The 22,543-nt window shown below is 65.6% G+C and carries 22 protein-coding genes; 7 read left to right on the top strand and 15 right to left on the bottom strand.

Translation table 11 applies throughout. From position 1 onward, the window contains the following. Nucleotides 1–3: 3 nt before the first annotated feature. Genes FVQ98_RS10740 through FVQ98_RS10730 form a run of 3 tightly spaced genes read right to left on the bottom strand, consistent with a single transcriptional unit; the run spans nucleotide 4 to nucleotide 2,501 of the window. Nucleotides 4–552: a VOC family protein gene (locus FVQ98_RS10740; protein WP_147913439.1), complete on the bottom strand. Its 549-nt coding sequence runs from the start codon at nucleotides 550–552 to the stop codon at nucleotides 4–6. Nucleotides 553–594: 42 nt separating this feature from the next. Further along, the gene (locus tag FVQ98_RS10735; protein WP_147913528.1) at nucleotides 595–789 is read right to left on the bottom strand and encodes a DUF2783 domain-containing protein; all 195 of its coding nucleotides are present in this window, start codon (nucleotides 787–789) and stop codon (nucleotides 595–597) included. Between the two features lie 20 nt (nucleotides 790–809). Next, nucleotides 810–2,501, bottom strand: coding sequence for an FAD-dependent monooxygenase (locus FVQ98_RS10730; RefSeq protein WP_147913438.1), 1,692 nt, complete (start codon nucleotides 2,499–2,501; stop codon nucleotides 810–812). A 163-nt stretch (nucleotides 2,502–2,664) separates the two neighbouring features. Here FVQ98_RS10730 and FVQ98_RS10725 point away from each other — a divergent pair, with 163 nt between their 5' ends. Together FVQ98_RS10725 and FVQ98_RS10720 are read left to right on the top strand one after the other, a co-directional pair. Further along, nucleotides 2,665–3,174: a MarR family winged helix-turn-helix transcriptional regulator gene (locus FVQ98_RS10725; protein WP_147913437.1), complete on the top strand. Its 510-nt coding sequence runs from the start codon at nucleotides 2,665–2,667 to the stop codon at nucleotides 3,172–3,174. Nucleotides 3,175–3,724: 550 nt separating this feature from the next. After that, on the top strand, nucleotides 3,725–5,494 hold the full coding sequence (locus tag FVQ98_RS10720) for a DEAD/DEAH box helicase (protein ID WP_147913436.1): 1,770 nt from the start codon (nucleotides 3,725–3,727) through the stop codon (nucleotides 5,492–5,494). Nucleotides 5,495–5,585: 91 nt separating this feature from the next. On the opposite strand, the gene FVQ98_RS10715 is transcribed toward FVQ98_RS10720, so the two are convergent. The 3 genes from FVQ98_RS10715 to FVQ98_RS10705 form a co-directional block, all read right to left on the bottom strand. Continuing rightward, nucleotides 5,586–5,981 (bottom strand): DUF3427 domain-containing protein, encoded by a 396-nt coding sequence (locus FVQ98_RS10715; RefSeq protein ID WP_147913435.1) that lies wholly within the window; start codon nucleotides 5,979–5,981, stop codon nucleotides 5,586–5,588. A gap of 48 nt (nucleotides 5,982–6,029) precedes the next feature. Further along, nucleotides 6,030–7,445, bottom strand: a complete 1,416-nt coding sequence (locus tag FVQ98_RS10710) for an FAD-binding oxidoreductase (protein ID WP_147913434.1) — start codon at nucleotides 7,443–7,445, stop codon at nucleotides 6,030–6,032. A gap of 164 nt (nucleotides 7,446–7,609) precedes the next feature. Beyond that, nucleotides 7,610–8,029 (bottom strand): MarR family winged helix-turn-helix transcriptional regulator, encoded by a 420-nt coding sequence (locus FVQ98_RS10705; RefSeq protein ID WP_147913433.1) that lies wholly within the window; start codon nucleotides 8,027–8,029, stop codon nucleotides 7,610–7,612. A gap of 158 nt (nucleotides 8,030–8,187) precedes the next feature. On the opposite strand from FVQ98_RS10705, the gene FVQ98_RS10700 reads away from it, so the two are divergent. Next, complete coding sequence (locus tag FVQ98_RS10700; RefSeq protein ID WP_147913432.1) at nucleotides 8,188–10,098, top strand: FAD-dependent monooxygenase; 1,911 nt, start codon at nucleotides 8,188–8,190, stop codon at nucleotides 10,096–10,098. A 33-nt stretch (nucleotides 10,099–10,131) separates the two neighbouring features. On the opposite strand, the gene FVQ98_RS10695 is transcribed toward FVQ98_RS10700, so the two are convergent. After that, nucleotides 10,132–10,542: a DUF2069 domain-containing protein gene (locus FVQ98_RS10695; RefSeq protein ID WP_147913431.1), complete on the bottom strand. Its 411-nt coding sequence runs from the start codon at nucleotides 10,540–10,542 to the stop codon at nucleotides 10,132–10,134. Between the two features lie 22 nt (nucleotides 10,543–10,564). Between FVQ98_RS10695 and FVQ98_RS10690 the strand changes: the two genes are divergently transcribed. Next, nucleotides 10,565–11,878, top strand: a complete 1,314-nt coding sequence (locus FVQ98_RS10690) for a YihY family inner membrane protein (protein WP_147913430.1) — start codon at nucleotides 10,565–10,567, stop codon at nucleotides 11,876–11,878. A 60-nt stretch (nucleotides 11,879–11,938) separates the two neighbouring features. Here FVQ98_RS10690 and FVQ98_RS10685 read toward each other — a convergent pair whose 3' ends face one another. Together FVQ98_RS10685 and FVQ98_RS10680 are read right to left on the bottom strand one after the other, a co-directional pair. After that, nucleotides 11,939–12,745 (bottom strand): alpha/beta fold hydrolase, encoded by an 807-nt coding sequence (locus FVQ98_RS10685; RefSeq protein ID WP_147913429.1) that lies wholly within the window; start codon nucleotides 12,743–12,745, stop codon nucleotides 11,939–11,941. 91 nt (nucleotides 12,746–12,836) lie between these two features. Then, nucleotides 12,837–14,147, bottom strand: a complete 1,311-nt coding sequence (locus FVQ98_RS10680; protein WP_147913428.1) for an O-acetylhomoserine aminocarboxypropyltransferase — start codon at nucleotides 14,145–14,147, stop codon at nucleotides 12,837–12,839. 101 nt (nucleotides 14,148–14,248) lie between these two features. Between FVQ98_RS10680 and FVQ98_RS10675 the strand changes: the two genes are divergently transcribed. From FVQ98_RS10675 to FVQ98_RS10665, 3 genes are all read left to right on the top strand, one after another. Then, nucleotides 14,249–14,713, top strand: a complete 465-nt coding sequence (locus FVQ98_RS10675) for a CBS domain-containing protein (protein ID WP_147913427.1) — start codon at nucleotides 14,249–14,251, stop codon at nucleotides 14,711–14,713. Nucleotides 14,714–14,767: 54 nt separating this feature from the next. Continuing rightward, nucleotides 14,768–15,844 (top strand): chorismate synthase, encoded by a 1,077-nt coding sequence (gene aroC / locus FVQ98_RS10670; protein ID WP_147913426.1) that lies wholly within the window; start codon nucleotides 14,768–14,770, stop codon nucleotides 15,842–15,844. A gap of 69 nt (nucleotides 15,845–15,913) precedes the next feature. Further along, nucleotides 15,914–17,362 carry a sensor histidine kinase gene (locus FVQ98_RS10665; protein ID WP_147913425.1) on the top strand — a complete coding sequence of 483 codons (1,449 nt, stop codon included), beginning with the start codon at nucleotides 15,914–15,916 and terminating at the stop codon, nucleotides 17,360–17,362. On the opposite strand, the gene FVQ98_RS10660 is transcribed toward FVQ98_RS10665, so the two are convergent. The 6 genes from FVQ98_RS10660 to FVQ98_RS10635 all read right to left on the bottom strand — a co-directional run bounded on the left by FVQ98_RS10660 (nucleotide 17,304) and on the right by FVQ98_RS10635 (nucleotide 22,542). Continuing rightward, entirely contained in the window at nucleotides 17,304–17,915 is a 612-nt protein-coding gene (locus FVQ98_RS10660) for a LuxR C-terminal-related transcriptional regulator (protein WP_147913424.1), read from the bottom strand. The genes FVQ98_RS10665 and FVQ98_RS10660 overlap by 59 nt on opposite strands. 122 nt (nucleotides 17,916–18,037) lie before the next feature. Then, nucleotides 18,038–19,354: a tryptophan--tRNA ligase gene (locus FVQ98_RS10655; protein WP_147913423.1), complete on the bottom strand. Its 1,317-nt coding sequence runs from the start codon at nucleotides 19,352–19,354 to the stop codon at nucleotides 18,038–18,040. A gap of 24 nt (nucleotides 19,355–19,378) precedes the next feature. Then, a complete protein-coding gene (locus tag FVQ98_RS10650; RefSeq protein ID WP_147913422.1) occupies nucleotides 19,379–20,047 on the bottom strand; it encodes a site-2 protease family protein in 669 nt (222 codons plus the stop codon). A gap of 44 nt (nucleotides 20,048–20,091) precedes the next feature. Then, the gene (locus tag FVQ98_RS10645) at nucleotides 20,092–20,715 is read right to left on the bottom strand and encodes an L-threonylcarbamoyladenylate synthase (RefSeq protein ID WP_147913421.1); all 624 of its coding nucleotides are present in this window, start codon (nucleotides 20,713–20,715) and stop codon (nucleotides 20,092–20,094) included. A 28-nt stretch (nucleotides 20,716–20,743) separates the two neighbouring features. Continuing rightward, complete coding sequence (locus FVQ98_RS10640; RefSeq protein WP_147913420.1) at nucleotides 20,744–21,601, bottom strand: DMT family transporter; 858 nt, start codon at nucleotides 21,599–21,601, stop codon at nucleotides 20,744–20,746. Between the two features lie 86 nt (nucleotides 21,602–21,687). Further along, complete coding sequence (locus FVQ98_RS10635; RefSeq protein WP_147913419.1) at nucleotides 21,688–22,542, bottom strand: 3',5'-nucleoside bisphosphate phosphatase; 855 nt, start codon at nucleotides 22,540–22,542, stop codon at nucleotides 21,688–21,690. Nucleotide 22,543: the final 1 nt, after the last annotated feature.

Below are 22,543 nucleotides of genomic sequence, written 5' to 3'. Positions count from 1 at the left end.
TTTTCAGTGCGCGCCGACCTTGCCACTGCCGTCGTGCATCCAGCGCGCATGCTCAGGGGCCTTCTTGGTGCGGTCCCACTCATTGAGCATATCCCACTTGACTTCGTCTAGTGCCTTGTCCATCTGGGGCGTGGAGGTGTTGGCGGCCAGCTCCAGGCGGTGGCCAGACGGGTCGAAGAAGTAGATGGATTTGAAGATGGTGTGGTCGGTTGGGCCGATGACGTTGATGCCATCGGCTTCCAGCTTTTCCTTGACCTTGAGCATCGTGTCGACCGAATCGACCTTCAGCGCCAGGTGCTGCGTCCAGCTGGGGGTGTTGGGGTCGCGACCCATCTCGGGCTGCGTGGGCAGCTCGAAGAACGCCAGCACGTTGCCGTTGCCCGCGTCCAGGAAGATGTGCATGTACGGATCGGGCTCTTTGGTTGAGGGCACTTCGTTCTCGGCGATCGCCAGGATGAAGTTCATGTCGAGGTACTTCTGGTACCACTCGACGGTCTGCTTGGCGTTCTTGCAGCGGTAGGCGACGTGGTGGATGCGGTCAACGATGGCCATGGGTGTCTCCTTGGGGTGGGTTGAAAACGAACGGGTGGCTGCTTACAAGTCCTGCAGCGCGGACTGGATGTGTTGCTGCACCACGGCGGGGTGGCCCAGCGCGTTGGCATTGAGCAGTGCGAGCTTGACGAGGAACAGCTCGGCCTTGTCGGGGCCGGCCTGGTCGATGGCGGTGGCGAGCGCGTCGTAGACGGTCTCGAGGTCGGGAATGCTCAGGGCGGAAGTGCTTGCGGTCATGGTGGTGTCGGCAGCGTGGCTCATTGGGGGAGGGCGGCGTCGAACGCCGCCTTCAGGCGCGTGGCGTCCAGCGTCAGCCAGCGCGCGCAGATGTGCTGGTCAGGGCGCAGCAGGTAGGCCCCGCCGCTGGCGGTGACGCCGTAACGGCGGCGGAAGTGGCCGTCGGCGTCGGCGAGCGCTTGATCGGCGCCCGCCACGGCGCGGCCGGTTCCCACGGCGGTCACACGCAGCGGCACGCCACGGGCGCGCACGTCGGCGACCACGGCTTGCAGCGGCGCGGGCAGGGCCTCGGCTTCGGTGAAGTACAGCAGGTCAAAGCTGCCGCCCAGGTGGTCCAGCAGGAAGTCGTCGGCACCCAGGCGCACGTTCAGCGGCGGCGCGCCGTGCGCCGGGCCGGCGCTGAACAGCGCGTTGTCGTCGCCCGTGCTGTTGAGGGCCGAATGCGTGTATTCGTGCGGCCGCGAGGTGCGCCAGTGGTAGAGCGGGCGCACGAAGTCCTGCGTGAGCGACAGCGACAGCACCGCGTCTCGCAGCACGCGAAAGCCGCGGCTGGGCGGCGCCATGAAGCGGGTGCTCTTGCCCGCTTCGTCGATGATTTCGCGCGCGGCGCCGACGCGCTCGGCGCTGAAGTTCGCCAGCAGCCGGCGCCCGGCCCAGCCGCGCACCACAAAGGCCAGGTGCCAGGCCAGCGACTGCGCGTCCTGGAACGCGGTGTTGGCGCCGCGCACGCCGAAGATCGGCAGCAGGTGCGCCGCGTCGCCGACGAACAGCACGCGGCCGTTGACGTAGTCAGGCAGGGTCAGCGTGCGCGCGGAATAGACGGACGACCAGTCCATCTCCCATGGCGTGCCGCCAAAGCCGATCATGGCCAGCTGCGCGTCGATGCGGCTTTTCAGCGATTCGGGGCGCAGCGCGTCTTCGGGCGATTCGCCCGGCGGCAGCTGGTAGTCCACGCGCCAGATGCCGTGCGGCTCGCGGTGCATCAGGATGGTGTTGCCACGGTTCCAGTCGGGGTCGAAATACGCCAGCCGCTCGGTCGGCAGCGGCAAGTCGATGCGGATGTCGGCGATCACGAACAGGCCTTCGTACGACGCGCCTTCCATGCGCACACCCATCGCGTCGCGGATGGCCGATCGACCGCCCGACGCGTCCACCAGCCAGTCGGCCTGCAGCGCGTAGTCGCCTTCGGGCGTGTCGACGGTGGCGCGCACGCCGTCATCGTTTTGCGCTATGTCGACGAGCTTGTTGCCCCAGCGCAAGTCGATCAGCGGGTGCGCGGCGCAGGCGTCGATCAGGTATTCCTCCATGTACTGCTGCTGCAGGTTGAGCATGGGAAAGAAGCGATCGTCCGCCTCGTGGGGCGCCTCCATGCGGAACACGGTGCGGCCCTGGTAGATGCTGTTGCCGTAGCGCCAGGGCAGGCCGCTTTCGGTCATGCGCTGGGCGGTGCCGACCTGCTGCAGGATCTCCATCGACCGGCGCGTGAACACGATGGCGCGGCTGCCTTGCGACACCTGCAACTCGGCCGCCAGTATCACGCTGGGCACACCATGGCGCGCCAATTCCAGCGCAGTGACCATGCCCGACGGCCCGTTGCCGACGATGACGACGGTATGGCGCGGCTGCGCACCGTGCTGCGACGCCAGCCAGGGCGCGTGGACCTGGTAGTCGTAATAGATCGACGGACGGGGCGTGTCGGCGGGCTGGTGCATGGGCGACAAACGGGCGTGGAAAAGGGTGGATCGAGTGGCGCCCCCGTGCGTCGACGACGACCGAGGGCGTGGCCGCGATCACCGCGTGCCTGCGGCCAAGCGTCCGTGCCAAGATGCCGCATTGTTCCGCAAATTGGTTGCGCTCGCAACTATAATTTGACCCATGTCACGCCCATCGCCCGCCTCGTCCCAGACTGCCCACCCCGGTGCGGCGCCCGTGCGGCCACTGGGTGAAAGCTTCACGCACCGGCTGCACACCCTGCAAAAGCTCACGGACCGGGTATCGCAGGCCACGTACGAAGCCGAGATCGGTCTGCCCTTGGGCGAAGCGCGTTGCCTGAGCGCGGTGGGTGCCTTTGCCCCGCTGTCGGTCAAGGACCTGGCGCACCTGGCCAACGTGGACAAGGGCCAGGCCAGCCGCGCCGCGCAGTCGCTGGTGGACCGCGGTCTGGTGCTGAAAAAACCCGACCCGCTGGACGCGCGTGGGGTGGTGCTGAGTTTTACCCCTGAAGGTGAAGCCCTGTGGCACCGGCTGATGGCGGCGGTGGAACGGCGCAACCAGCAGATCGTGGCCTGCTTGTCGGCCGCCGAGCAGGCGCAGTTCGACCGGCTGTTGACGCGTCTGGTCGCGCATGCGCGGGTGGTGAGCGAGGCGCCGCCCGACGAGGTCTGAGTGCTGCAGCGCCTTGGTTGAAAAGAGAGTGGGCGCTCGCATGTGCGGCAAGCCGCGTCGGCCTGAACATTGAACGTCCGAGGCGTTTGCATTCTGGCGCGACCATGCCGCTTGGTTGCACATTAAGAAATTTCGTTCTATAATTCGCGGTTTCGCGTCAAGGAGTGGTTGGCAGCGCCAAAAGGGCCGCACCGCTTTCAAGGCACCCGGGTCTGACTCAGGCCCGTCGCCCAGCGCGAAGAAAACCGCCACATCTTCCTTCTCTCGTGTGGCTGCCGGGCAGGCACTTCGTCTGCCACTCAGGCGGCCACTTGCGATCCGCGTGTTGCCCTTCTCGGGTCAGCCACAGATCGATTCCCGGCGCGAAGGCTGGTCAGACCCACCGGGTCACCGCACCAGCTACCGCGTACGCGTTGTCGTCAGATGGTGGGTGTTGTTATTGAACCCGTGGGTGCGCCTGGCTGATTTTTTGGGCACCCGACCATATGACGCGCACCATCACCCATGGCCGCCAGGCTGTGCAACGCGCGGGAAAGTTTTGAGAGCAATCATGGCTTCTTTTGAAGAAAATCACGCGCTGACGCAGGATGAGCCTGCGCAGGCAGCTATTGAAAACGCAGCAAATGCGGTGGCCGTTGCCGCGGCCACGCCTGCTGATGATGTCGCCGCACCCGCGGCCGACGACACCGCCGTGCCCGGCGCGGCCTTTGCCGCCCTGGGCCTGGCGCCCGAGCTCGTCGCCGCCGTGCGCGACATGGGCTACACCGAACCGACCGCCGTGCAGCAACGCACGATCCCGCTGGCCCTGGCCGGTGAGGAAGGTGGCGGTGCCTTCAACGACCTGATGGTCAGCAGCCAGACCGGCAGCGGCAAAACCGCGGCCTTCTTGCTGCCCGTGCTGCACACCTTGATCCAGCAGCAAGACGAAATCGCCGCCGCTGAAAAGGCCGCGTGGGACGCCAAGGTCACCGCCGCGCTGTCGGCGGGCGAGCCCGCGCCCAAGCGTCCGCGCCGCAAGAACCCGACCGATTCGCGCCACTTCAAGCCGGCCGTGCCGGGTGCGCTGGTGCTGTGCCCCACGCGCGAACTGGCGCAACAGGTGGCCGCCGACGCGATCGACCTGGTCAAGCACTGCCGCGGCCTGCGTGTGGCCAGCGTGGTCGGTGGCATGCCGTACCAGCTGCAGATCGCCCGCCTGCAGAACGCCAACCTGATGGTGGCCACGCCCGGCCGTCTGCTGGACCTGGCCCGCAGCGGCCAGATCAAGCTGGACCAGGTGCGCTTTTTGGTCATGGACGAGGCCGACCGCATGCTCGACCTCGGCTTTGCCGACGATCTGGCTGAAGTGCACCAACTGACGTCGCAACGCCAGCAAACCATGATGTTCAGCGCCACCTTTGCGCCGCGCATCCAGCAGCTGGCCATGCGCGTCATGCACGACAACGGCGCCAAGGTCCGTAAAGTGCAGATCGCCACGCCGCAAGAGCAGCACGCCAACATCCGCCAGGAGCTGTACTGGGCCGACAGCCCCGAGCACAAGCGCCGTTTGCTGGACTACTGGCTGCGCGACCCGAGCATCGACCAGGCCATCGTCTTCGCCTGCACGCAGGTGGAATGTGAACAGCTGGCCGAAGAGCTGCAGCAGACCGGCTTTGCCGCCGTGTCCCTGCACGGCGCCTTGAGCCAGGCCGTGCGCAACCGCCGCCTGTCGGCCCTCCGCGACGGCCGTGTGCAAATCCTGGTCGCCACCGACGTGGCCGCCCGCGGCATTGACGTGCCTACGGTGACCCACGTCATCAACTTCGGCCTGCCGATGAAGGCCGAGGACTACACCCACCGCATCGGCCGCACCGGCCGCGCTGGGCGCGACGGCCTGGCCATCACCCTGGCCGAGTTCCGCGACCGCCGCCGCTTGGCCGACATCGAAGCGCACACACGCCAGCCGTTCAAGCCGCTCTTGATCGAAGGCCTGGAGCCAACGCGCCACTACCCGCCCATCACGCAGGACGCCCCTGCGCGCAAAGGCGGCGGCGGTGGCCGCGGCGGCCCGCGCCGCAGCTTCGGCGGTGGTGGTGACCGCTTTGGTGGTGACCGTTTCGGTGGTGGCGAACGCCGCTTTGAAGAGCGCCGCGGCCCCCGCATGATCGGTGGCGGTTTTGAAGGTAAATCGGGCTCCGGCCGGCGCCAGGAAGGCGCAGGCAGCTCCCGCTTCGATAGCGGCCGCCCGGCACCGGCCCACGCCAAACACGGCGCCCGCCCGGCCGCCCGCCCCGCTGGCGCACCGCGCGCCGCCAAGCCTTACGCACCGAAAAGTCGTTAAGCCAACGGGGTGTGAACCCCAGGGCGCGGTGAATGCCGCGCCCACTTTTTCTTGAAAGCCGCCTTGTGCGGCTTTTTTTGTGCGCTATCAGTTAAGGTAGGGCGAAGACGAACCGGCTTGGTCGGTCAGAAAAGAGCTGCTGGCTAACCAGCGTAAGTTTTCCAAGGTAGGTGAACTGCATCCGGTGCTGAGCGCGGTGGAAGAGGTGAATCTGATCACCACTCTCGCGTGCGCCAAGAATTCGTTGTTCACCAAAGTGATCCGTCGGACCTTCCCACTCCAGACGATCTCCTGTGAGGGCGTCTTGATAGGGTTCGGCTGAGTTCTGCTTGTGTTCCGTGACAAACAGGATGATCTTGTCGTCTTGGGCTGGTGTAACGACCCCTCGCGCAATCGCGTGGAAGCTTGAGTAGTCCCACAGCTTCGCGAGTGTTTCTCGAGAGTAGGTTTGGCCAACGATGATCGATGCGAAAGTGACTTGCGACATGGTTTCTAGCTGGCTTCGAGTGTGCGCCAAGGGCTCCTGGGCATTAGATTAGATAAGCACCCGCCCTGGATTCATCAGCCCCTGCGGGTCCAGCGCCTGCTTGATGCTGCGCATCAGCTGCAAGGCGACGGCTGATTTGTAGTGAGGCAGTTTGGCTGCTTTCAGGCTGCCGATGCCGTGTTCGGCGCTGATCGAGCCGTTATGCCGCGCGACGGCGTCGAACACCAGGGCGTTGATGCGGTCTTCTTCATCGCGCAGGAAGGCCTGCGCATCGCCGCCCTCGGGCGCCTGCACGTTGTAGTGCAGGTTGCCGTCGCCCAGGTGGCCGAAGTCGACCAGGCGCACGCCGGGGACTTCGCGCGCGAGCAGGGCGTCGGTTTCGGCGACGAAGGCGGGAATGCGCGACACCGGCAGGCTGATGTCGTGCTTGATGTTCAGGCCCTCTTCGGCCTGGGCCAGCGGAATGCTTTCGCGGATGTGCCACAGGCCCTTTGCCTGGGTCAGGTTCTCGGCGACGACGGCGTCGGTGACGCAGCCGGCGGCCAGCGCGCCTTCCAGCAGCGCTTCAAAGCGGTCGCGCGCGTGGGCTTCGGATTCGCTGTCGGAGTTTTCCAGCAGCACGCACCAGAGCGATTCGCGCCACAGCGGCACGCGCAGTTGCGGGTAGTGTTTGTCGACCAGGCTGAGGGCGAACTGGCCCATCACTTCAAAGCCCGTCAAGCCCGCGCCCAGTTGCCCGTGCGCCAGGCCGAGCAGCTCGACCGCGGCCTCCATCGACGGCACGGCAGCCCAGGCGGTGAGCTTGGCGGCCGGCTGCGGGTACAGCTTCATCGTGGCGGCGGTGATGATGCCCAGCGTTCCTTCGCTGCCGATGAACAAATCGCGCAGGTCGTAGCCGGTGTTGTCCTTGCGCAGGCCGGTCAGGCCGTGCCAGATGTCGCCCTGCGGCGTGACCACTTCCAGGCCCAGGCACAGCTCGCGTGCGTTGCCGTAGCGCACGACCTGCGTGCCGCCGGCGTTGGTCGCCAGGTTGCCGCCGATGGTGCAACTACCTTCGGCCGCCAGACTGAGCGGGAACAGAAAGCCTGCGTCGGCCGCGGCGGCTTGCAGGTTCTGCAGGATCGCGCCGGCTTCGACCGTGAGCGTCAGGTTGGCCGCATCGATGGCGCGCACCTTGTCCATGCGCCGCAGGCTGAGCACGACCTGCGTGCCGGTCTCGTCCGGCACCGAGCCGACGGCCAGGCCCGTGTTGCCGCCTTGCGGCACGATGGTGCCGCCGTGCTGGGCGCAGGCGCGCACCACGGCGGCCACCTGCTCGGCGTCGGCCGGGCGCACCACGGCCAGCGCGCGGCCGCGGGCGCGGCGGCGCCAGTCTTGTTCGTACGCCGTCAAATCGCCGTCGGTCAGCACGTGGGCGGTGCCGACGGCTTGCTGCAGAGCTTGGACAAGGGCAGAGGAAGTCATGCTGAATGCTATTGAAGTGGTAGCTGGTTGCGCAGATTCATCTAGGGCTTCAGGCCGATTCGATGACTATTCTGGGCTTTCACGGCGTCGCACGGGCAGCGGGTGCACGCGGACTTCATCTTAGGCGCAGGGCGGTGCGCCTGGCCCGCGCGTGGTGATTTCGTTCAGCCTTCAATCACCTGACGCGCCATGCCCAGAAACTGCTCACGCTCGTTCGCGTTCAGGGGCTCCAGGATGTCGACCTGCAAGGCCTGCACCACGGGCAGCAGGGCGGCGAACATCGCCTCGCCGTCCTCGGTCAGCGACAGCACGCGCGCCCGGCGGTCGCGCTCGCTCACGGTGCGCAGGATCCAGCCCTTCTGCTCCAGCCGCTCGATCACGCCGCCGATCGTCGCGCGGTCGTAGGCGATGCGCTCGGCGACGCCCGCCTGGTCGATGCCGGGGTGCGCGCGGATGGCGTCCAGCGCGGCGAACTGCACCTGCGTCAAATCGAAGCCCGCCATCTGCGTGCGCTGGGCAAAGGTCTGGGTGGACTGCTGGTGCAGCCGGCGGATCAGGTGGCCCGCCATGTCGAGTGAATTCATGGCTCCTGCGGCCTCCGGTGCGTTGGTGCTGAGCTGACGGGCGTTGTGTCGGTCAATTGATATGTATTCATACAGTATGGACGCGAATAGTAAGTATAGATATTATGAAGGCCGCGCCAACCACTTGACCTTGGCGCCCAGACGCAAGGAGACAGGTGATGCAGTTCTACAAGAATGGATTTCGCGGCGGCAACCCCGACATCAAGGAGGCCGCGCCCCACCGCCGCAACCGCGGCACCAACGAGCCGCTGCCGGAGAAGGTGGACGTGCTGATCGCGGGCACTGGGCCGGCCGGCCTCTGCTTGGCGGCGCAGCTGGCGCAGTTCCCCGACATCAGCACCATGATCGTCGAACGCATGCCCAGCAACATCATCAAGGGCAAGGCCGACGGCATCAACACGCGCAGCATGGAGATGTTTCAGGCCTTCGGCTTTGCCGACAAGGTCAAGCGCGAGACCTACTGGGTCAACCAGACCGCGTTCTGGATGCCCGACCCGGCCAACCCTGCGCACATCCGCCGCGTGGGCCGTGTGCAGGACGTGGCCGACGACAGCTCGGAAATGCCGCACATCCTGATCAACCAGGCGCGGCTGCACGAGCTGTTCCTGGAGGTGATGAAGAACTCGGCCTCGCGCCTGGAGCCCGACTACGGCTGGGAAGTGGTCGGCCTGACGGTGGACCCGAAGACCGACGACCATCCCGTGACGGTGACGCTGAAGGATTCGTCCGGCATCAACTGGTGGGCGACGCGCACGGTACGTGCGAACTATGTGGTCGGCTGCGACGGCGCCCATTCGGCGGTGCGCAAGGCGATCGGCGGCGAGCTGCACGGCGACGCAGCGCACCAGGCCTGGGGCGTGATGGACATCCTGGCCAATACCGATTTTCCCGACGTGCGGCAAAAATGCCTGATCTCGTCGGCGAACGAGGGCAACGTGCTCATCCTGCCGCGCGAGGGCGGGTACGTGTTCCGCATGTATGTCGAGCTGGACAAGCTCAACCCCGACGAGAAAGCGGCCAACCGTAAGCTGACGCAAGAGGACATGATCGCGGCGGCCAACCGCATCATCCGCCCGTATGCGCTGGACGTGAAGGAAGTCGTCTGGTGGTCGATCTACGACATCGGGCACAGCATCACCGACAAGTTCGACGACGTGCCCGAGGGCTCGGACCGGGCACCGCGCGTCTTCACCGCGGGCGATGCCTGCCACACGCATTCGCCCAAGGCGGGGCAGGGCATGAACGTGTCGATGCAGGACACCTTCAACCTGGGTTGGAAGCTGGTGCACGTGCTGCAGGGCCGCGCCGACGCGAGTTTGCTGCGCAGCTATTCGAAAGAGCGCCTGACCGAGGCCAAGCGCCTGGTCGACACCGACCACCACTGGTCGCGCGTGATGTCTGCCCCCACTACCCAGGCCGAGCGCGACGGCACCGAAGAGCCGCGCATCATTCGCCAGTTCAAGGAAAACCTTGAATTCACCGGCGGCACGGCCGTGAAGTACGACACCTCGAACCTGTTCGCGCCTGGCACGCACCAGTCGCTGGCCAAGGGCGAGGCGATCGGCCGGCGCTTCCATTCGGCGCCGGTGGTGCGGGTGTCGGACGCCAAGCAGATGCAACTGGGCCACGCCGCTGAGGCCGACGCGCGCTGGCGCATCTACGCCTTCGCTGGCAAGGCGGACGGCTCGAACCCCGGTTCGGCCATCCACCAACTGGCGGACTGGCTGGAAAAAGACCCCCAATCCCCGGTCGTCAAGCACACCCGCCCCGGCGAGGACGTGGACGCCGTCATCGACTTCCGCGCCATCTTCCAGCAGACCTTTGATGAGCTGGCCTACGAGCACATGCCCTCGTTGCTCAAGCCTCAGACCGGCAAGCTGGGGCTGCAGGACCACGAAAAGGTGTTCTGCGTCGACCACAAGGGCGCGGGCGACATCTTCGACATGCGCCGCATCGACCGCGAAAAGGGCTGCATGGTGGTCGTGCGGCCGGACCAGTACGTGGCGCACGTGCTGCCGCTCAATGGCTTTGACGAGCTGGCGGCGTTCTTCGCGGGCATCCTGCGCTGAGCCGCGTCCGCCGCGCGCTCCGCGGGCGGCAGGTCAGGTGCCTGAAACCGCGGCCGCCGCCTTGGCCTCGCGCTGTCGCAGGCGGATGTGCGCGGTGCACGCCACAAACAGGATCACCACCAACACCACTTCGCCCCACGCGTAGTAAGACGACGGCGCGCGGTCGCTGGTGGCGCGTACCACGCCTTCGACGAAATACAGCCAGATGAACAAGGCCAGAGCGCGGTAGGTGTACATGCGCATGCGCAGCAGTCCGGGCAGTGCCAGCAGCAGCGGCAGCGCCTTGAGTGCCAACCAGGAACCGCCCGGGCGCAGCGGCGCCAGCCAGAGCTCCCACGCCAGGCACAGCGCGGTCAGCGCCAGCAGCGCCAGCACGGCGATGGCGCGCGTGGTGCGGGCGGACGAGGGGGAGGGCGCTGGTGCAGGAACGGAAGGCGAGGGCATGGGCGGTGGCATCATACCGACCATGAATCTGGACGGGCTCAAGAACCGGCTGCGGACCTTTGTCACGGACATCACCGACTTCCCGGTGCTGCCGACGGCCGCCACGCTGTGGGAGCGCTTCCAGCAGGACCGCCTTGGCCTGACGGCCAGCTCGCTCACCTTCACGACCACGCTGGCACTGGTGCCGTTCTTTGCCGTGGTGCTAGCGGTGTTCACGGCCTTCCCGCTGTTTGCCGAGCTGAAGGACGCGCTGGAGCAGTGGCTGATCGACAGCCTGATTCCCGCCAGCATCTCCCGCAACGTGCTGGACTACCTTACCCAGTTCGCCACCAAGGCGAGCGAGTTGGGCACCGTTGGCCTGGCCGTGCTGTTCATCACGGCGCTGTCGCTGATGCTGACGATCGACCACACGCTGAACGCCATCTGGCGCGTCAGCGCCCGCCGCCCGCTGGGCCAGCGCCTGCTGGTGTACTGGGCCGCGTTGACGCTGGGGCCGCTGGTGCTGGGCGGCAGCCTGGCGATCACCTCCTACGTGGTCAGCCATTCGCGCGGACTGATCCCCGTGATGCCCGGCGGTTTGAACTTGGCGCTGGACACGTTGCAGGCCGCCTTGATGGTCGGTGGCCTGACGCTGCTGTACCGCTTCGTGCCGAACACGCCGGTGAAGTGGAAGCACGCTTTGGCTGGCGCGGTGTTCGTGGCCGTGTGCATCGGTCTGGCCAAGCAGATCCTGGGCTGGTACCTGTCCAGCATGCCCACGTATTCGCTGATCTACGGGGCCTTCGCCACGGTGCCGATCCTGTTGCTGTGGATCTACCTCAGCTGGCTGATCGTGCTGTTCGGCGCCGTCATCGCGGCCTACCTGCCCAGCCTGCTCTCGGGCGTGGCGCGGCGCGGCGGTGGGCCGGGCTGGGAATTTCAGCTGGCGGTAGAAGTGCTGCAGGCCCTGGCACGCATGCGCGGCACGGCCACGCGGGGCCTGAAGCTGCCGCAGCTGGCCAACCTGCTGCGGGTCGACAGCTTGCAGCTCAGCCCGGTGTTGGAAGCCCTGGCGTCGCTGGACTGGGTCGGCCAGCTGGCGACCGACCGCGACAACGAAGAGCCGCGCCACGTGCTGCTGATCGAGCCCGCCAAGGAGCCCCTGCGCCCGCTGGTCGAGCGCCTGCTGCTCAAGCCCGACCGCGCGCTGGACGCCTGGTGGCAGAACGAAGGGGTGGCCGGCCTCACCGTGGCCGACCTGCTGAACGTGCCCGCGCCCCACGCGGCCGATGCTCTGCCGCAGGCGAAGGCCAAAGGCGATTTCAAGTCAAATCAGGCCTCAGTCCTACGGGAATAAGCGCGGCCAGCTATTGAAAAAGTAGCTGACGCCGTGATTCTCGCCCATCGAGCGCTTGGATCAGGCCGCCAGAAAATCGCGCAATGCGAACAGCACTTCGTCCGGCGCTTCGGTCATCAGCGCGTGTCCGGCCTCGACTTCGACGATCTGCGCCAGCCGCGCATGCTGCGCCAATGCCTTGGCCGACTTGGGCGGCGTCATCTGGTCGTGCTTGCCCACCAGAAACAGGGTGGGGCAATGCACCGCGGGCATCGCCTGCTCGCCACCGGCATAGTCGTCGCAGGCCTTGAAGCCCGTGTAGAACACGTTCACCTTGGGGTTGCTGGCCAGCACGCGGCGCATCAGCGCGCGCGAGCCACCATACAGCCAGGTGCCGGGGCCCAGCGACGAGGGCGGCGGCGCCAGCGTGCTGTGCGAGAAGGTGTTGACCATGGCGATGGCTTTTTCGGGCGCCTTGACCGATGCCTCCAGCAGCGCGGGCGACACCTTCATTGGGAAGGCCGTGCCCGCCAGCACCAGATGACTGACGTGGGCAGGCGAGCGCGCCGCCGCCTCCAGCGCGATCAGCGAGCCAAAGCTGTGACCGACCAGCGCGGCCTGCTCCACGCCGACCGCGGCCAGCAGCGCCAGCACGGTGTCGGCCGCAGCCTCCACCGTCGCGGGCGGCTCCCCACCGCTACGCCCCTGGCCGGGCAGGTCGATGGCGAGCACGTTCCAGCCATGGTTGGCGAGGTAGCGGCTTTGGAGGATCCACACACTGTGGTCGTTGAGCACGCCGTGGATGAACACGACGGTGGGCTTGGCGGCATCGAAATCCTTGCCGCCCGTGTAGGCGTAAAGCGGCGCGCCGCTGACTTGGATGTGCATGGTCAGGACTCCCGCCGGGCCGCCCCAAGGGAGGCCTGCGCCCCCTCGGGGGGCAGTGAATACACGAAGTGAGGAACGTGGGGGTTCATGGTTACGCCCCCGCCTTCTCGGCCGCTTTCAGCGCGCGCTTCAGGTCGTCGATCAGGTCGTCGGCGTCCTCCAGCCCGATCGACAGGCGGATCGTGCCGGGGCCGATGCCCGCGCCGGCCAGGGCCTCGTCGCTCATGCGGAAATGCGTCGTGCTGGCCGGGTGGATGACCAGGCTGCGGCAATCGCCCACGTTGGCCAGGTGGCTGAAGATCTTCAGCGTCTCGATGAACTTCTTGCCCTGCTCGCGCGTGCCTTTCATGTCGAAGCTGAACACGCTGCCCGCGCCTTTGGCGCCGTGCTTGAGCAGGCGGCCGGCCAGCGCGTGGCTGGGGTGCGATTCGAGCAGCGGGTGGCCCACTTTCTGCACGAACGGGTGTTCGGCCAGGAAGCGCACCACCTTTTCGGTGTTGGCGATGTGCTTTTCCATGCGCAGCGGCAGGGTCTCGATGCCCTGCAGGATCAGCCAGGCGCTGTGCGGGCTCAGGCAGGCGCCAAAGTCGCGCAGGCCTTCGCGGCGCGCGCGCAGCAGAAAGGCACCCACGGTGCTTTCCTCGCTGAACACCATGTTGTGGAAGCCGTCATAGGTTTCGGTCAGTTCGGCGAACTTGCCGCTCTTGTCCCAGTCGAAGCTGCCACCGTCGACCACGATGCCGCCGATCACCGTACCGTGCCCCGAGAGGAACTTGGTGGCCGAGTGGTAGACGAGATCGGCGCCGTGCTCGAAGGGTTTGAGCAGGTAGGGCGTCGTGAAGGTGGAGTCGACCAGCAGCGGCACACCCGCTTCGTGGGCGATCTGGCCGACGGTCGGGATGTCGAGCACATCCAGCCCCGGGTTGCCCACGGTTTCGCCAAACAGGAGCTTGGTGTTGGGTCGGATCGCGGCCTTCCAGCCGTCGATGTCGCCGGGCTGGACGAAGGTCGTCTCGATGCCGAAGCGCCGCATCGTGTAATGCAAAAGGTTCTGGCTGCCACCGTACAGTGCCGTGCTGGCCACGATGTGGCTGCCCGCGCCCATGAGCGTGGCCACCGTCAGGTGCAGCGCTGCCTGGCCGCTGGCCGTGGTGATGGCGCCAATGCCGCCTTCCAGCGCCGACACGCGCTGCTCCAGCACCGCGTTGGTCGGGTTGCTGATGCGGCTGTAGACGTGGCCCGAGCGTTCCAGGTTGAAGAGGGCGGCCGCGTGGTCGCTGGATTCGAAGACGAAGGACGTCGACAGGTGGATCGGCACGGCGCGCGCGCCGGTACTGGGGTCGGGGGCGGCGCCTGCGTGCAGTGCGAGCGTGTCAAAGCCAGGGTCGGCGTAGCCGGACATGGCGTCTCCTCTGGTTGTGGCCGGGGGCCGGGTCGGTCAAGCCACGCATTGTGGGCTATATTTCCCGGGACTGTCGCCTGCGCGCGACACCGGAGCTTCACATGAAAGTCAGCGATATTCTGCGTCTGAAGGGCAACGTTCTGTACACGATCACGCCCGAAGACAGCCTGGCGGACGCCGCCCAACTGATGGCCGAGCGCGACATCGGCTCGCTCGTCGTGATGTCGCACGGGCGCGTGGTCGGCATCCTGACCTTCCGCGAGGTGATTCAGGCCGCCGTGAAAAACGGCGGCAGCTTCGGCAGCACGACGGTGTACCGCGCCATGGACCCCGGCCCGCTGATCTGCACCATGGAAACCGACATGGACGAGGTGCGCCGCATGATGCTGGACCGCCATGCGCGCTACCTCCCGGTCATCGACAACCGCCAACTGATGGGCGTGATCAGCTTCTACGACGTCGCCAAGGCCGTGGTGGACAGCCAGAATTTCGAGAACCGCATGCTCAAGGCCTACATCCGCGACTGGCCGGAAGAGAACGGCAAGACCGATACCGATTTCCCCTGAGCGTTCGAGGCCGCCACGGCGCCGGGCGCGCTGCCGGTTGGGGATAATCGGCGCATGAGCGGCAATACTTTCGGCACACTGTTTGCCGTCACCAATTTCGGGGAATCGCACGGACCAGCCATTGGCTGCGTGATCGACGGCTGCCCGCCCGGCATGGCGCTGAGCGAGGCCGACATCCAGCCCGAGCTGGACCGCCGCCGCCCAGGCACCAGCAAGTTCGTCACCCAGCGCAACGAGCCCGACCAGGTCGAGATCCTCTCGGGCGTGTACCAGGGCCAGACCACCGGCACGCCGATCTGCCTGCTGATCCGCAACACCGACCAGCGCAGCAAGGACTATGGCGACATCCTGCAAACCTTCCGCCCGGGCCACGCCGACTACACCTATTGGCGCAAGTACGGCATCCGCGACCCGCGCGGCGGCGGGCGCTCGTCCGCGCGGTTGACCGCGCCCACCGTGGCCGCCGGCGCCGTGGCGCGCAAATGGTTGCAGCAAAAGTACGGCACCACCTTCAAGGGCTGCATGACGCAGGTGGGCGAACTGGCGATCGGCTTCGAGGGCTGGGAGCATGTGCAGGGCAACCCCTTCTTTGCCCCCGTGGCCGACGTGTCGGCCATCGAGGACTACATGAACGTGCTGCGCAAGTCGGGCGACTCGTGCGGCGCGCGCCTGCGCGTGACGGCGCAGAACGTGCCCGTCGGCCTGGGCGAGCCGCTGTACGACCGCCTGGACGCCGACATCGCTAAGGCCATGATGGGTTTGAACGCGGTCAAGGGCGTGGAGATTGGCGACGGCTTTGCCAGCGTGGCGCACAAGGGCAGCATGCATGGCGACGCCATCCTGCCGGGCGGCCGGTTCGAGACCAATCACGACGGCGGCGTGCTGGGCGGCATCAGCAACGGGCAGGATCTGGAAGTGGCGGTGGCGGTCAAACCGACCAGTTCGCTGCTGGTGCCCCGCGCGTCCATCAATACCGTCGGGGAACCGGTGGAGGTGATCACCAAGGGCCGGCACGACCCGTGCGTGGGTATTCGTGCCACGCCGATCCTGGAGGCGCTTTTGGCGCTGGTGGTGATGGAGCACGCGCTGCGCCAGCGCGCGCAATGTGGCGACGTGTCGATCCCGGAGTAGCGAGCAAATATAGCCGAACACCAGTCTGGTTGTGCGCAGGCAGCTATTGTTTAGATAGTAAAATTTACCATGCGCCCCGTTATTCCTACCGCCGCCATTACCGTGCCCGTGGATCCGAGCAAGGAAGCGGACTGGCTGGAAGCAGCGTCATACAACGCATTTTTCAGCAGCATGAGCGGGGCACAGCTCTCGGCCCTCATGATGGCCGCGATCTTGGTCATGCTCTCTTACGAGCATGTACCGGCGGGCGTGTTGCTGGTCTGGTCTTCGCTGGCCATGGTCGACGTGGTTTGGCGTTCCACGGTAAGAAAGCACTACGAGCGTCTGGTGCGCGGGCATTCGATGGAAGAGCAGCTCAACTATGCCCGCAAACAGGAACCCCTGTGGGTGTTCAATGGGATGTTCTGGGGTCTGACCCCCTTGGGGCTTTTTAGCTACCTGCCGGCCACCGACGCTCTTATCGCCTGGCTGCCTGTGATCGCGGGAGGCATTGGGCGTACGAGCTACCTTGCACCCCATCTGCGCTCGGCCAGGATTTATCTGGTCGTGTTCGCAGCCTGCCTCGCGCTCAGCGTCGCGGTGGAACTGGTGGTGGGCTTGTACGACCCGCTGGGTCCGCGACGCTGGTGGATGCCCGTTGCACTGGTTCTGTACGTGCTCCTTTTGGCGCGGCTGATCCGCGTGCATCACGCGCGCCACGCGCAGGTCATCGACTTGCTCTACCAGAACCAGCTGCTGATCCAGTCGCTGCGCGAGCAGACGCGAGCGGCCCGCAGCGGGGCAGAGTTCCGCACCCGCTTTCTGGCCGGCGCGGCGCACGACCTCAAGCAGCCCATTAGCGCGCTGGGCATCTACGCCGAATGGCTGGGCAGTGAGCCCCGCCTTGTGGAGGAGCTTGCGCCCAAGATCCTGCAGGCCACCCAGGCCATCAATAGCCTGTTCGATTCGCTGTTCGATTTGGCTAAGCTAGATGTCGATCACCTGCAGTTGAACCTACGGCCGCTCAACGTCGGCGCTCTGCTGAAGGACCTGCTCGTTCAATACCGTCCGCTGGCGGTGCAGAAGGGATTGGTGCTTCGCGCGCGTTCGATCGATGCTGTGATCTTGACCGACTCGATCATCTTGCGCCGTATTCTCGGGAACTTGATCTCGAACGCGATTCGCTACACATCGCATGGCGGGGTGCTGCTCGGCGTGCGCCGGTGCCAAGGGAGTTTGCTGTTCGAAGTGTGGGATACGGGCATGGGCATTGCGGCCGACCAGCATGCCCACATCTTCGGCGAGTTCTACAAGGTCCCCCAAGGTGGGACCGAAGACGGCTTTGGCCTGGGCTTGTCGCTGGTACGCAGGTTGGCCGCCTTGATGGACTACCCGATCACCTTGCGTTCGCGTCTCGCCAAAGGCACGGTGTTTCGCCTGCAGGTGCCGCTCTCCGAGCCTGCTCCAGAGTCACAACGACTCACTGGCTCAACAGACCATGGCGGCGCGCGAAGTGGAGCGTCTGCGTCCGGGACTTGACCCCTAGACGACGAAACAGTCGCCACAGGTGCACCTTCACGGTGTGCTCGCTGATGCCAAGCTGGTCGGCGATCTCGCGGTTGGACAGCCCTTGATCCAGCATGACGATGAGCTGTTTCTGTCGTTTGGACAGGCGTGTGTCAAAACCCAGTTCACCAGTGGCCTCATCCAACTCGCCCAACTGGCTGTCGATCACCATCATGGAGCGCAGTGCAGTAGTGATTTCCGCAGCGCCGGCCGACTTCTCAATGTACGCATCGGCGCCGGCAGCGCGGCACCATTCCTCCGCGTCTTCAGCGGGAGAAGCGGAAATGACGATGACCGGCACGTCCGGGAACTGGTTCTTGAGGAACTTCACGCCGGACACGCCGACGGTGTCGGGCAGCTTCAAGTCCAGACAGAAAAATTCCGGCTCTCCTCGGTCGGCCACTTCGCGCTCGATGGCGGACAGTTGAGACAGCTCCACCACCTCTACGCCTGGCCGTACGCGTCGCAGCAGCATTACCACCGCTTCGCGCATCAACGGGTGGTCATCAATCACATATACAGTCAATCTCCGTGCTCCTGCGCTCCCTTTTTTGGGATTGTTATGGGGTTGTTATGGGACGGCGATGTCCCATTATGTACTGCCGGGCCCATACTCCCGGGGGCCGACGGACAAAAAGACTTGGGAATTCACCCTGCGTGGTGCAATACCAACCTTGTCAGCGCGTCGTCAAGATCCGTTTGTTCAACGGTATCATTGGGTACAAAGTGTGCTGTCAGTTCGGGTAGCGCGGCAACACCCTCCGTCTGCAATCGTTTGACGACGTTACCTGCATCACGGGGTGATTCGAAGGCGTTACTTTGCAGCAATACCCGGCCTCCCGGTTCGGTCAGCTTGAAGTAAAAGCGGCCGTCGGAGTCACGGTACTGCTTGAAACTGGCCAGCTCCCCTTTTGTTCTGACAGGCGCGACGGCCGTGGCGGCGGTGCTGCCCAACGCACGCAGGCCGACGGCTCGTCGCAAGACCCTCATCTTGGGCGTGGCGATGGCTCGAGCCTTCTCGGCCCCGCGAAGGAGGATGGCCTCGACTTCCTGCGGGTGTGCAGTCAAATGAGCATATCGCTCGCGCATCGGGCCGACTTCCTGGTCGATACGGTCAAATAGCACCTGTTTGGCATCGCCCCAGGCAATGCCTTCGTCAAATGCGCGAGCAAATGCCGCGGTCTCGTCATCGGTCGCGAAGGCGCGGTAGATCTGGAACAGCGCCGAGCTCTCGGTGTCCTTAGGCTCGCCGGGGGCGCGCGAGTCGGTCACGATGGACATGATCTGTTTGCGCATTTGCGCCTGCGAGCCAAACAGTGCAATGGTGTTGTCGTAGCTCTTGCTCATCTTGCGGCCATCCAGACCTGGCAACAAGGCCACATTGTCGTCAATTAGCACCTCAGGGAGCGTCAGATGCTCGCCATACAGGTGATTGAAGCTGGAGGCCATGTCGCGCGCCATCTCCAGGTGCTGGATCTGGTCGCGCCCCACGGGCACCTGATGTGCGTCGAACATCAGGATGTCGGCCGCCATCAGCACCGGGTACATGAACAGGCCTGCCGTCACGTCGTGGTCGGGCTCCTGCCCGGCGGCGGCGTTCTTGTCGAGCATGGCCTTGTAGGCGTGGGCACGGTTCAGCAGACCCTTGCCAGTCACACAGGTGAGAAACCAGCTCAGTTCGGGGATTTCGGGAATGTCCGATTGGCGATAAAACACCACGTGTTCCGGGTCAAGCCCTGCAGCCAGCCAGCTTGATGCGATTTCCAGCGTGCTGCGCTGGATGCGCTCAGGGTCGTCGCACTTGATGAGCGCATGGTAGTCGGCAAGGAAGTAGAAGCTCTGGACGCCGGGAGCCCGGCTGGCGCGCACGGACGCGCGGATGGAGCCGACATAGTTGCCCAGGTGCGGTGTGCCTGTGGTCGTAATGCCCGTCAGAACGCGGCGCGAAGCGGTGGAGGAAGACATGAAAAATTGGAGAAAAGGCGCCGGTCAGCTCAGCAATGCTGCCAGCGGCGACAAGATCAAATCGAGAAAACCGAATGTGAGCGACATCAAAGGGCGCATCCACCAGTTGCTGATGACCCCCGCGACCAGCAGGCCCATCACGATGAAGAAGCCCCAGGGCTCGATGCGGCCATAGGTCATGGCCGCCTTTGGCGGCAAGAGCCCGGCCACGACACGGCCGCCGTCCAGCGGGGGCAGCGGAAACAAGTTGAAGACCATCATCACGACGTTCACCAACACCCCGGCGCGGCACATCTCCAGGAAAAAGCGTTCCTCGACACCCGTGCCGCGCAGCAGGTAAAGCGCCACGGCCCAGAAAATGGCCTGCAGCAGATTGGACATCGGGCCAGCCAATGCCACCAGGATGCTGTCACGCCGCGGATTCTTCAGCCGCCCGAAGTTCACCGGGACAGGCTTGGCGTACCCGAACAGGAACGCGCCAGCCGTCATCAGGTACATCGCCAGCGGAATGATGATCGTCCCGATCGGATCGATGTGTTTGAGCGGGTTGAGGGTCACACGCCCGAGCGCTGCCGCGGTGTTGTCGCCATAGTGGCGCGCCACGTAGCCGTGCGCCGCTTCGTGCACGGTGATCGCAAAAAGCACCGGCAGGGCGTAGATGGCAATGGTCTGAATGATATTGGCGAAGTCCACACCACCATTGTCTCAGACCGGCCGGGCGCTTCAGCCCGCAGAGATCAAAGGCCGAGCGTTGCTGGATCACCGCGGCCGCGGCGCAGCACCTCGGGAGGCGAGGTCGTCAGGTCGACTACCGTGGTCGGCTCCAAGGGGCAGGCGCCGGCTTCGATGACGCCGGCCACCTGTTTTTCCAGCCGGTCGCGGATTTCCTCGGGGTCGTTCAGCGGGTCCGTCTCGCCAGGTAGGATCAGCGTTGTGGCCAGCAGGGGGCCACCATGCAGCTCCAGCAGATCAAGTAGAACCCTGTTCTCAGGCACACGCAGCCCGATGGTCTTGCGCTGCGGGTGGCTGACGCGCCGCGGCACTTCCTTGCTGGCTTCGAGCACGAAGGTGAATGGGCCTGGCGTACCTAGCTTCAGCAGCCGGTACTGCGCGTTGTCCACCCGCGCGTAGCTGGCCAACTCGCTCAGGTCGCGGCAGATCAGTGCCAGAAGTTGCTTATCGTCCAGCCCACGGATGCGGCGCACGGCGTCCACGGCCGACTTGTCGTCCAGATGGCAGACCAGCGAATAGCTGGAATCGGTTGGGACGGCCAACACCCCGCCTTGATCGAGCAGCGCAACCGCCTGTTTCAGCAGACGCGGCTGCGGGTTCTCGGGGTGGACGCTGAAATACTGGGCCATGGCGCTATTGTGCGGCCAAGTCAGAGCCTCAAGGCTCCACCGGCTCAATCGGGATGCGCCGCTCGCGCATGGTGAGCCAGGCGCCCGCCGCGCCGCACACGGCGATCAGGGCAATCCCGAGAAGTGAGGCGGTATCCGGCACCTGATGAAACACCCACCAGCCGCCCAACATCGCAAAGGCGATCTGCGCGTAGAGGTAGGGCGTGAGCGTGGACGCGGGCGCACGCCGATACGCCAGGATCAGCAGAAAGTGCCCCACCGTCGCCGCTACGCCCATCAGGAAAAGCGTGCCCCAACTGTGCCAGGAAGGAAGGGCCTGCCAGACAAAAGGCAGCGCGAAAGAGGTCGCCACCGTGCCGACCCAACCGGTATAGAAATGCATGGTCAACGGATTTTCCGTGCGCACCAGGTGGCTGGTCAGGATCTGGAAAGCGGCGTTGGTGCCGACCAAACCCAGCGGCAGCAGCATCGCCCAGCCAAAGGCATCACCACCAGGCCGAAGGATCAGAAGGGTGCCGACAAAGCCGCCCGCAACCAGCGTCCAGCGCAGCGGCGAGACATGTTCCTTGAGCACCGTTGCCGCCAGCACGGTGATCGCCAGCGGCGTCACCATCACGACGGCCGTGAATTCCGCCATGGGCATGTAACGCAGGCTCAGGAACGCGAACATCGTGCTGCCCAGCAGAAGCAGTCCGCGCAGCAACTGGTAACCCGGATGCCGTGTGCGGAGCACGCTCCGGCCATGCAAGGGCAACAGCACGGCGGTCGTCGCCATCGCCTGGAAGGTGTAGCGAAACCACACGCCCATCAACACAGGCACGGTGGCGACCGCGACCTTGGTCGCCGTGTCCAGCGTGGCAAAGCAGGCGACGGCCAGCACGGCCATGGCCACGCCGGCCAGAGTGCGCTCTGCGGAACGATCGCGTCCGGCCGCTGGCCGATCGGGATGGTGGTCCCGAGGAACCTGTGCACTCACTGGATGCGATCGGCCAGCGCCGACCACACCGTGGGCAGGTGTGGGGGCAGCGGTGGCAGCGCGCCTAGATCGGTGTAGCTTTCATCCGGGCTGTGGAAGTCGCTGCCGCGCGAGCACAGCAGGCCGAATTCCTGCGCGGTTTCGGCGTACTTCACCGCTTCCGATGCGCTGTGGCTGCCGGTGACCACCTCCACGCCGCGCCCGCCGTGCTCCTTGAATTCGGAAAACAGCGCGTATTCCTCGTTCGGCGTGAAGCGGTAACGCGCTGGGTGAGCGATCACGGCGACGCCGCCGGCCTGCGTGATCCAGTTCACCGCGTCGCCCAGCTTGGCCCATTGGTGCGGCACGAAGCCGGGTTTGCCTTCGGTGAGAAAGCGCCGAAACACCTCTGACGTGTCGCGGCACACGCCACTCTCCACCAGAAACCGGGCGAAGTGGGTGCGCGAGATCAGGCGCGGATTGCCCACGTACTCGAGCGCGCCTTCGTACGCGCCTTCGATGCCCACCTTGGCCAACTGTTCGCTCATCGCGCGCGCGCGCGGCCCGCGCCCGTCGCGCGTGTCGGCGAGCCCCTGGACGATGCGCGGATCCTCGGCGTCAAAGCCCAGGCCGACGATGTGGACCGTGGTGTCTATGAAGGTAACGGAGATTTCGACGCCGGTGAGGTAGCGCATGCCCAGCGTCCGCGCGGCCGCCAGGGCGCGCTGCTGGCCGCCGACTTCGTCGTGGTCGGTCAACGACCACAGGTCGACACCGTTCGCGCTGGCCCGCTCGGCCAGGGCTTCGGGTGTCAGGGTGCCGTCGGAGACGACGGAATGGCAGTGCAGGTCGGCGTTGGCAGGAAAGCTCACC

Source organism: Ottowia flava (assembly GCF_008017535.1).
GTDB classification, from domain to species: domain Bacteria; phylum Pseudomonadota; class Gammaproteobacteria; order Burkholderiales; family Burkholderiaceae_C; genus Ottowia; species Ottowia flava.
Note: the sequence above shows the minus strand (reverse complement) of the source record. Positions and strands in the feature narration are given on the sequence as shown.

Coding starts and splice junctions, on each gene's coding strand:
- FVQ98_RS10740 (WP_147913439.1), bottom strand. CDS start 552: ATGGCCATCGTTGACCGCATCCACCACGTCGCCTACCGCTGCAAGAAC.
- FVQ98_RS10735 (WP_147913528.1), bottom strand. CDS start 789: ATGACCGCAAGCACTTCCGCCCTGAGCATTCCCGACCTCGAGACCGTC.
- FVQ98_RS10730 (WP_147913438.1), bottom strand. CDS start 2,501: ATGCACCAGCCCGCCGACACGCCCCGTCCGTCGATCTATTACGACTAC.
- FVQ98_RS10725 (WP_147913437.1), top strand. CDS start 2,665: ATGTCACGCCCATCGCCCGCCTCGTCCCAGACTGCCCACCCCGGTGCG.
- FVQ98_RS10720 (WP_147913436.1), top strand. CDS start 3,725: ATGGCTTCTTTTGAAGAAAATCACGCGCTGACGCAGGATGAGCCTGCG.
- FVQ98_RS10715 (WP_147913435.1), bottom strand. CDS start 5,981: ATGTCGCAAGTCACTTTCGCATCGATCATCGTTGGCCAAACCTACTCT.
- FVQ98_RS10710 (WP_147913434.1), bottom strand. CDS start 7,445: ATGACTTCCTCTGCCCTTGTCCAAGCTCTGCAGCAAGCCGTCGGCACC.
- FVQ98_RS10705 (WP_147913433.1), bottom strand. CDS start 8,029: ATGAATTCACTCGACATGGCGGGCCACCTGATCCGCCGGCTGCACCAG.
- FVQ98_RS10700 (WP_147913432.1), top strand. CDS start 8,188: ATGCAGTTCTACAAGAATGGATTTCGCGGCGGCAACCCCGACATCAAG.
- FVQ98_RS10695 (WP_147913431.1), bottom strand. CDS start 10,542: ATGCCCTCGCCTTCCGTTCCTGCACCAGCGCCCTCCCCCTCGTCCGCC.
- FVQ98_RS10690 (WP_147913430.1), top strand. CDS start 10,565: ATGAATCTGGACGGGCTCAAGAACCGGCTGCGGACCTTTGTCACGGAC.
- FVQ98_RS10685 (WP_147913429.1), bottom strand. CDS start 12,745: ATGCACATCCAAGTCAGCGGCGCGCCGCTTTACGCCTACACGGGCGGC.
- FVQ98_RS10680 (WP_147913428.1), bottom strand. CDS start 14,147: ATGTCCGGCTACGCCGACCCTGGCTTTGACACGCTCGCACTGCACGCA.
- FVQ98_RS10675 (WP_147913427.1), top strand. CDS start 14,249: ATGAAAGTCAGCGATATTCTGCGTCTGAAGGGCAACGTTCTGTACACG.
- aroC (WP_147913426.1), top strand. CDS start 14,768: ATGAGCGGCAATACTTTCGGCACACTGTTTGCCGTCACCAATTTCGGG.
- FVQ98_RS10665 (WP_147913425.1), top strand. CDS start 15,914: ATGCGCCCCGTTATTCCTACCGCCGCCATTACCGTGCCCGTGGATCCG.
- FVQ98_RS10655 (WP_147913423.1), bottom strand. CDS start 19,354: ATGTCTTCCTCCACCGCTTCGCGCCGCGTTCTGACGGGCATTACGACC.
- FVQ98_RS10645 (WP_147913421.1), bottom strand. CDS start 20,715: ATGGCCCAGTATTTCAGCGTCCACCCCGAGAACCCGCAGCCGCGTCTG.
- FVQ98_RS10640 (WP_147913420.1), bottom strand. CDS start 21,601: ATGGCCGTGCTGGCCGTCGCCTGCTTTGCCACGCTGGACACGGCGACC.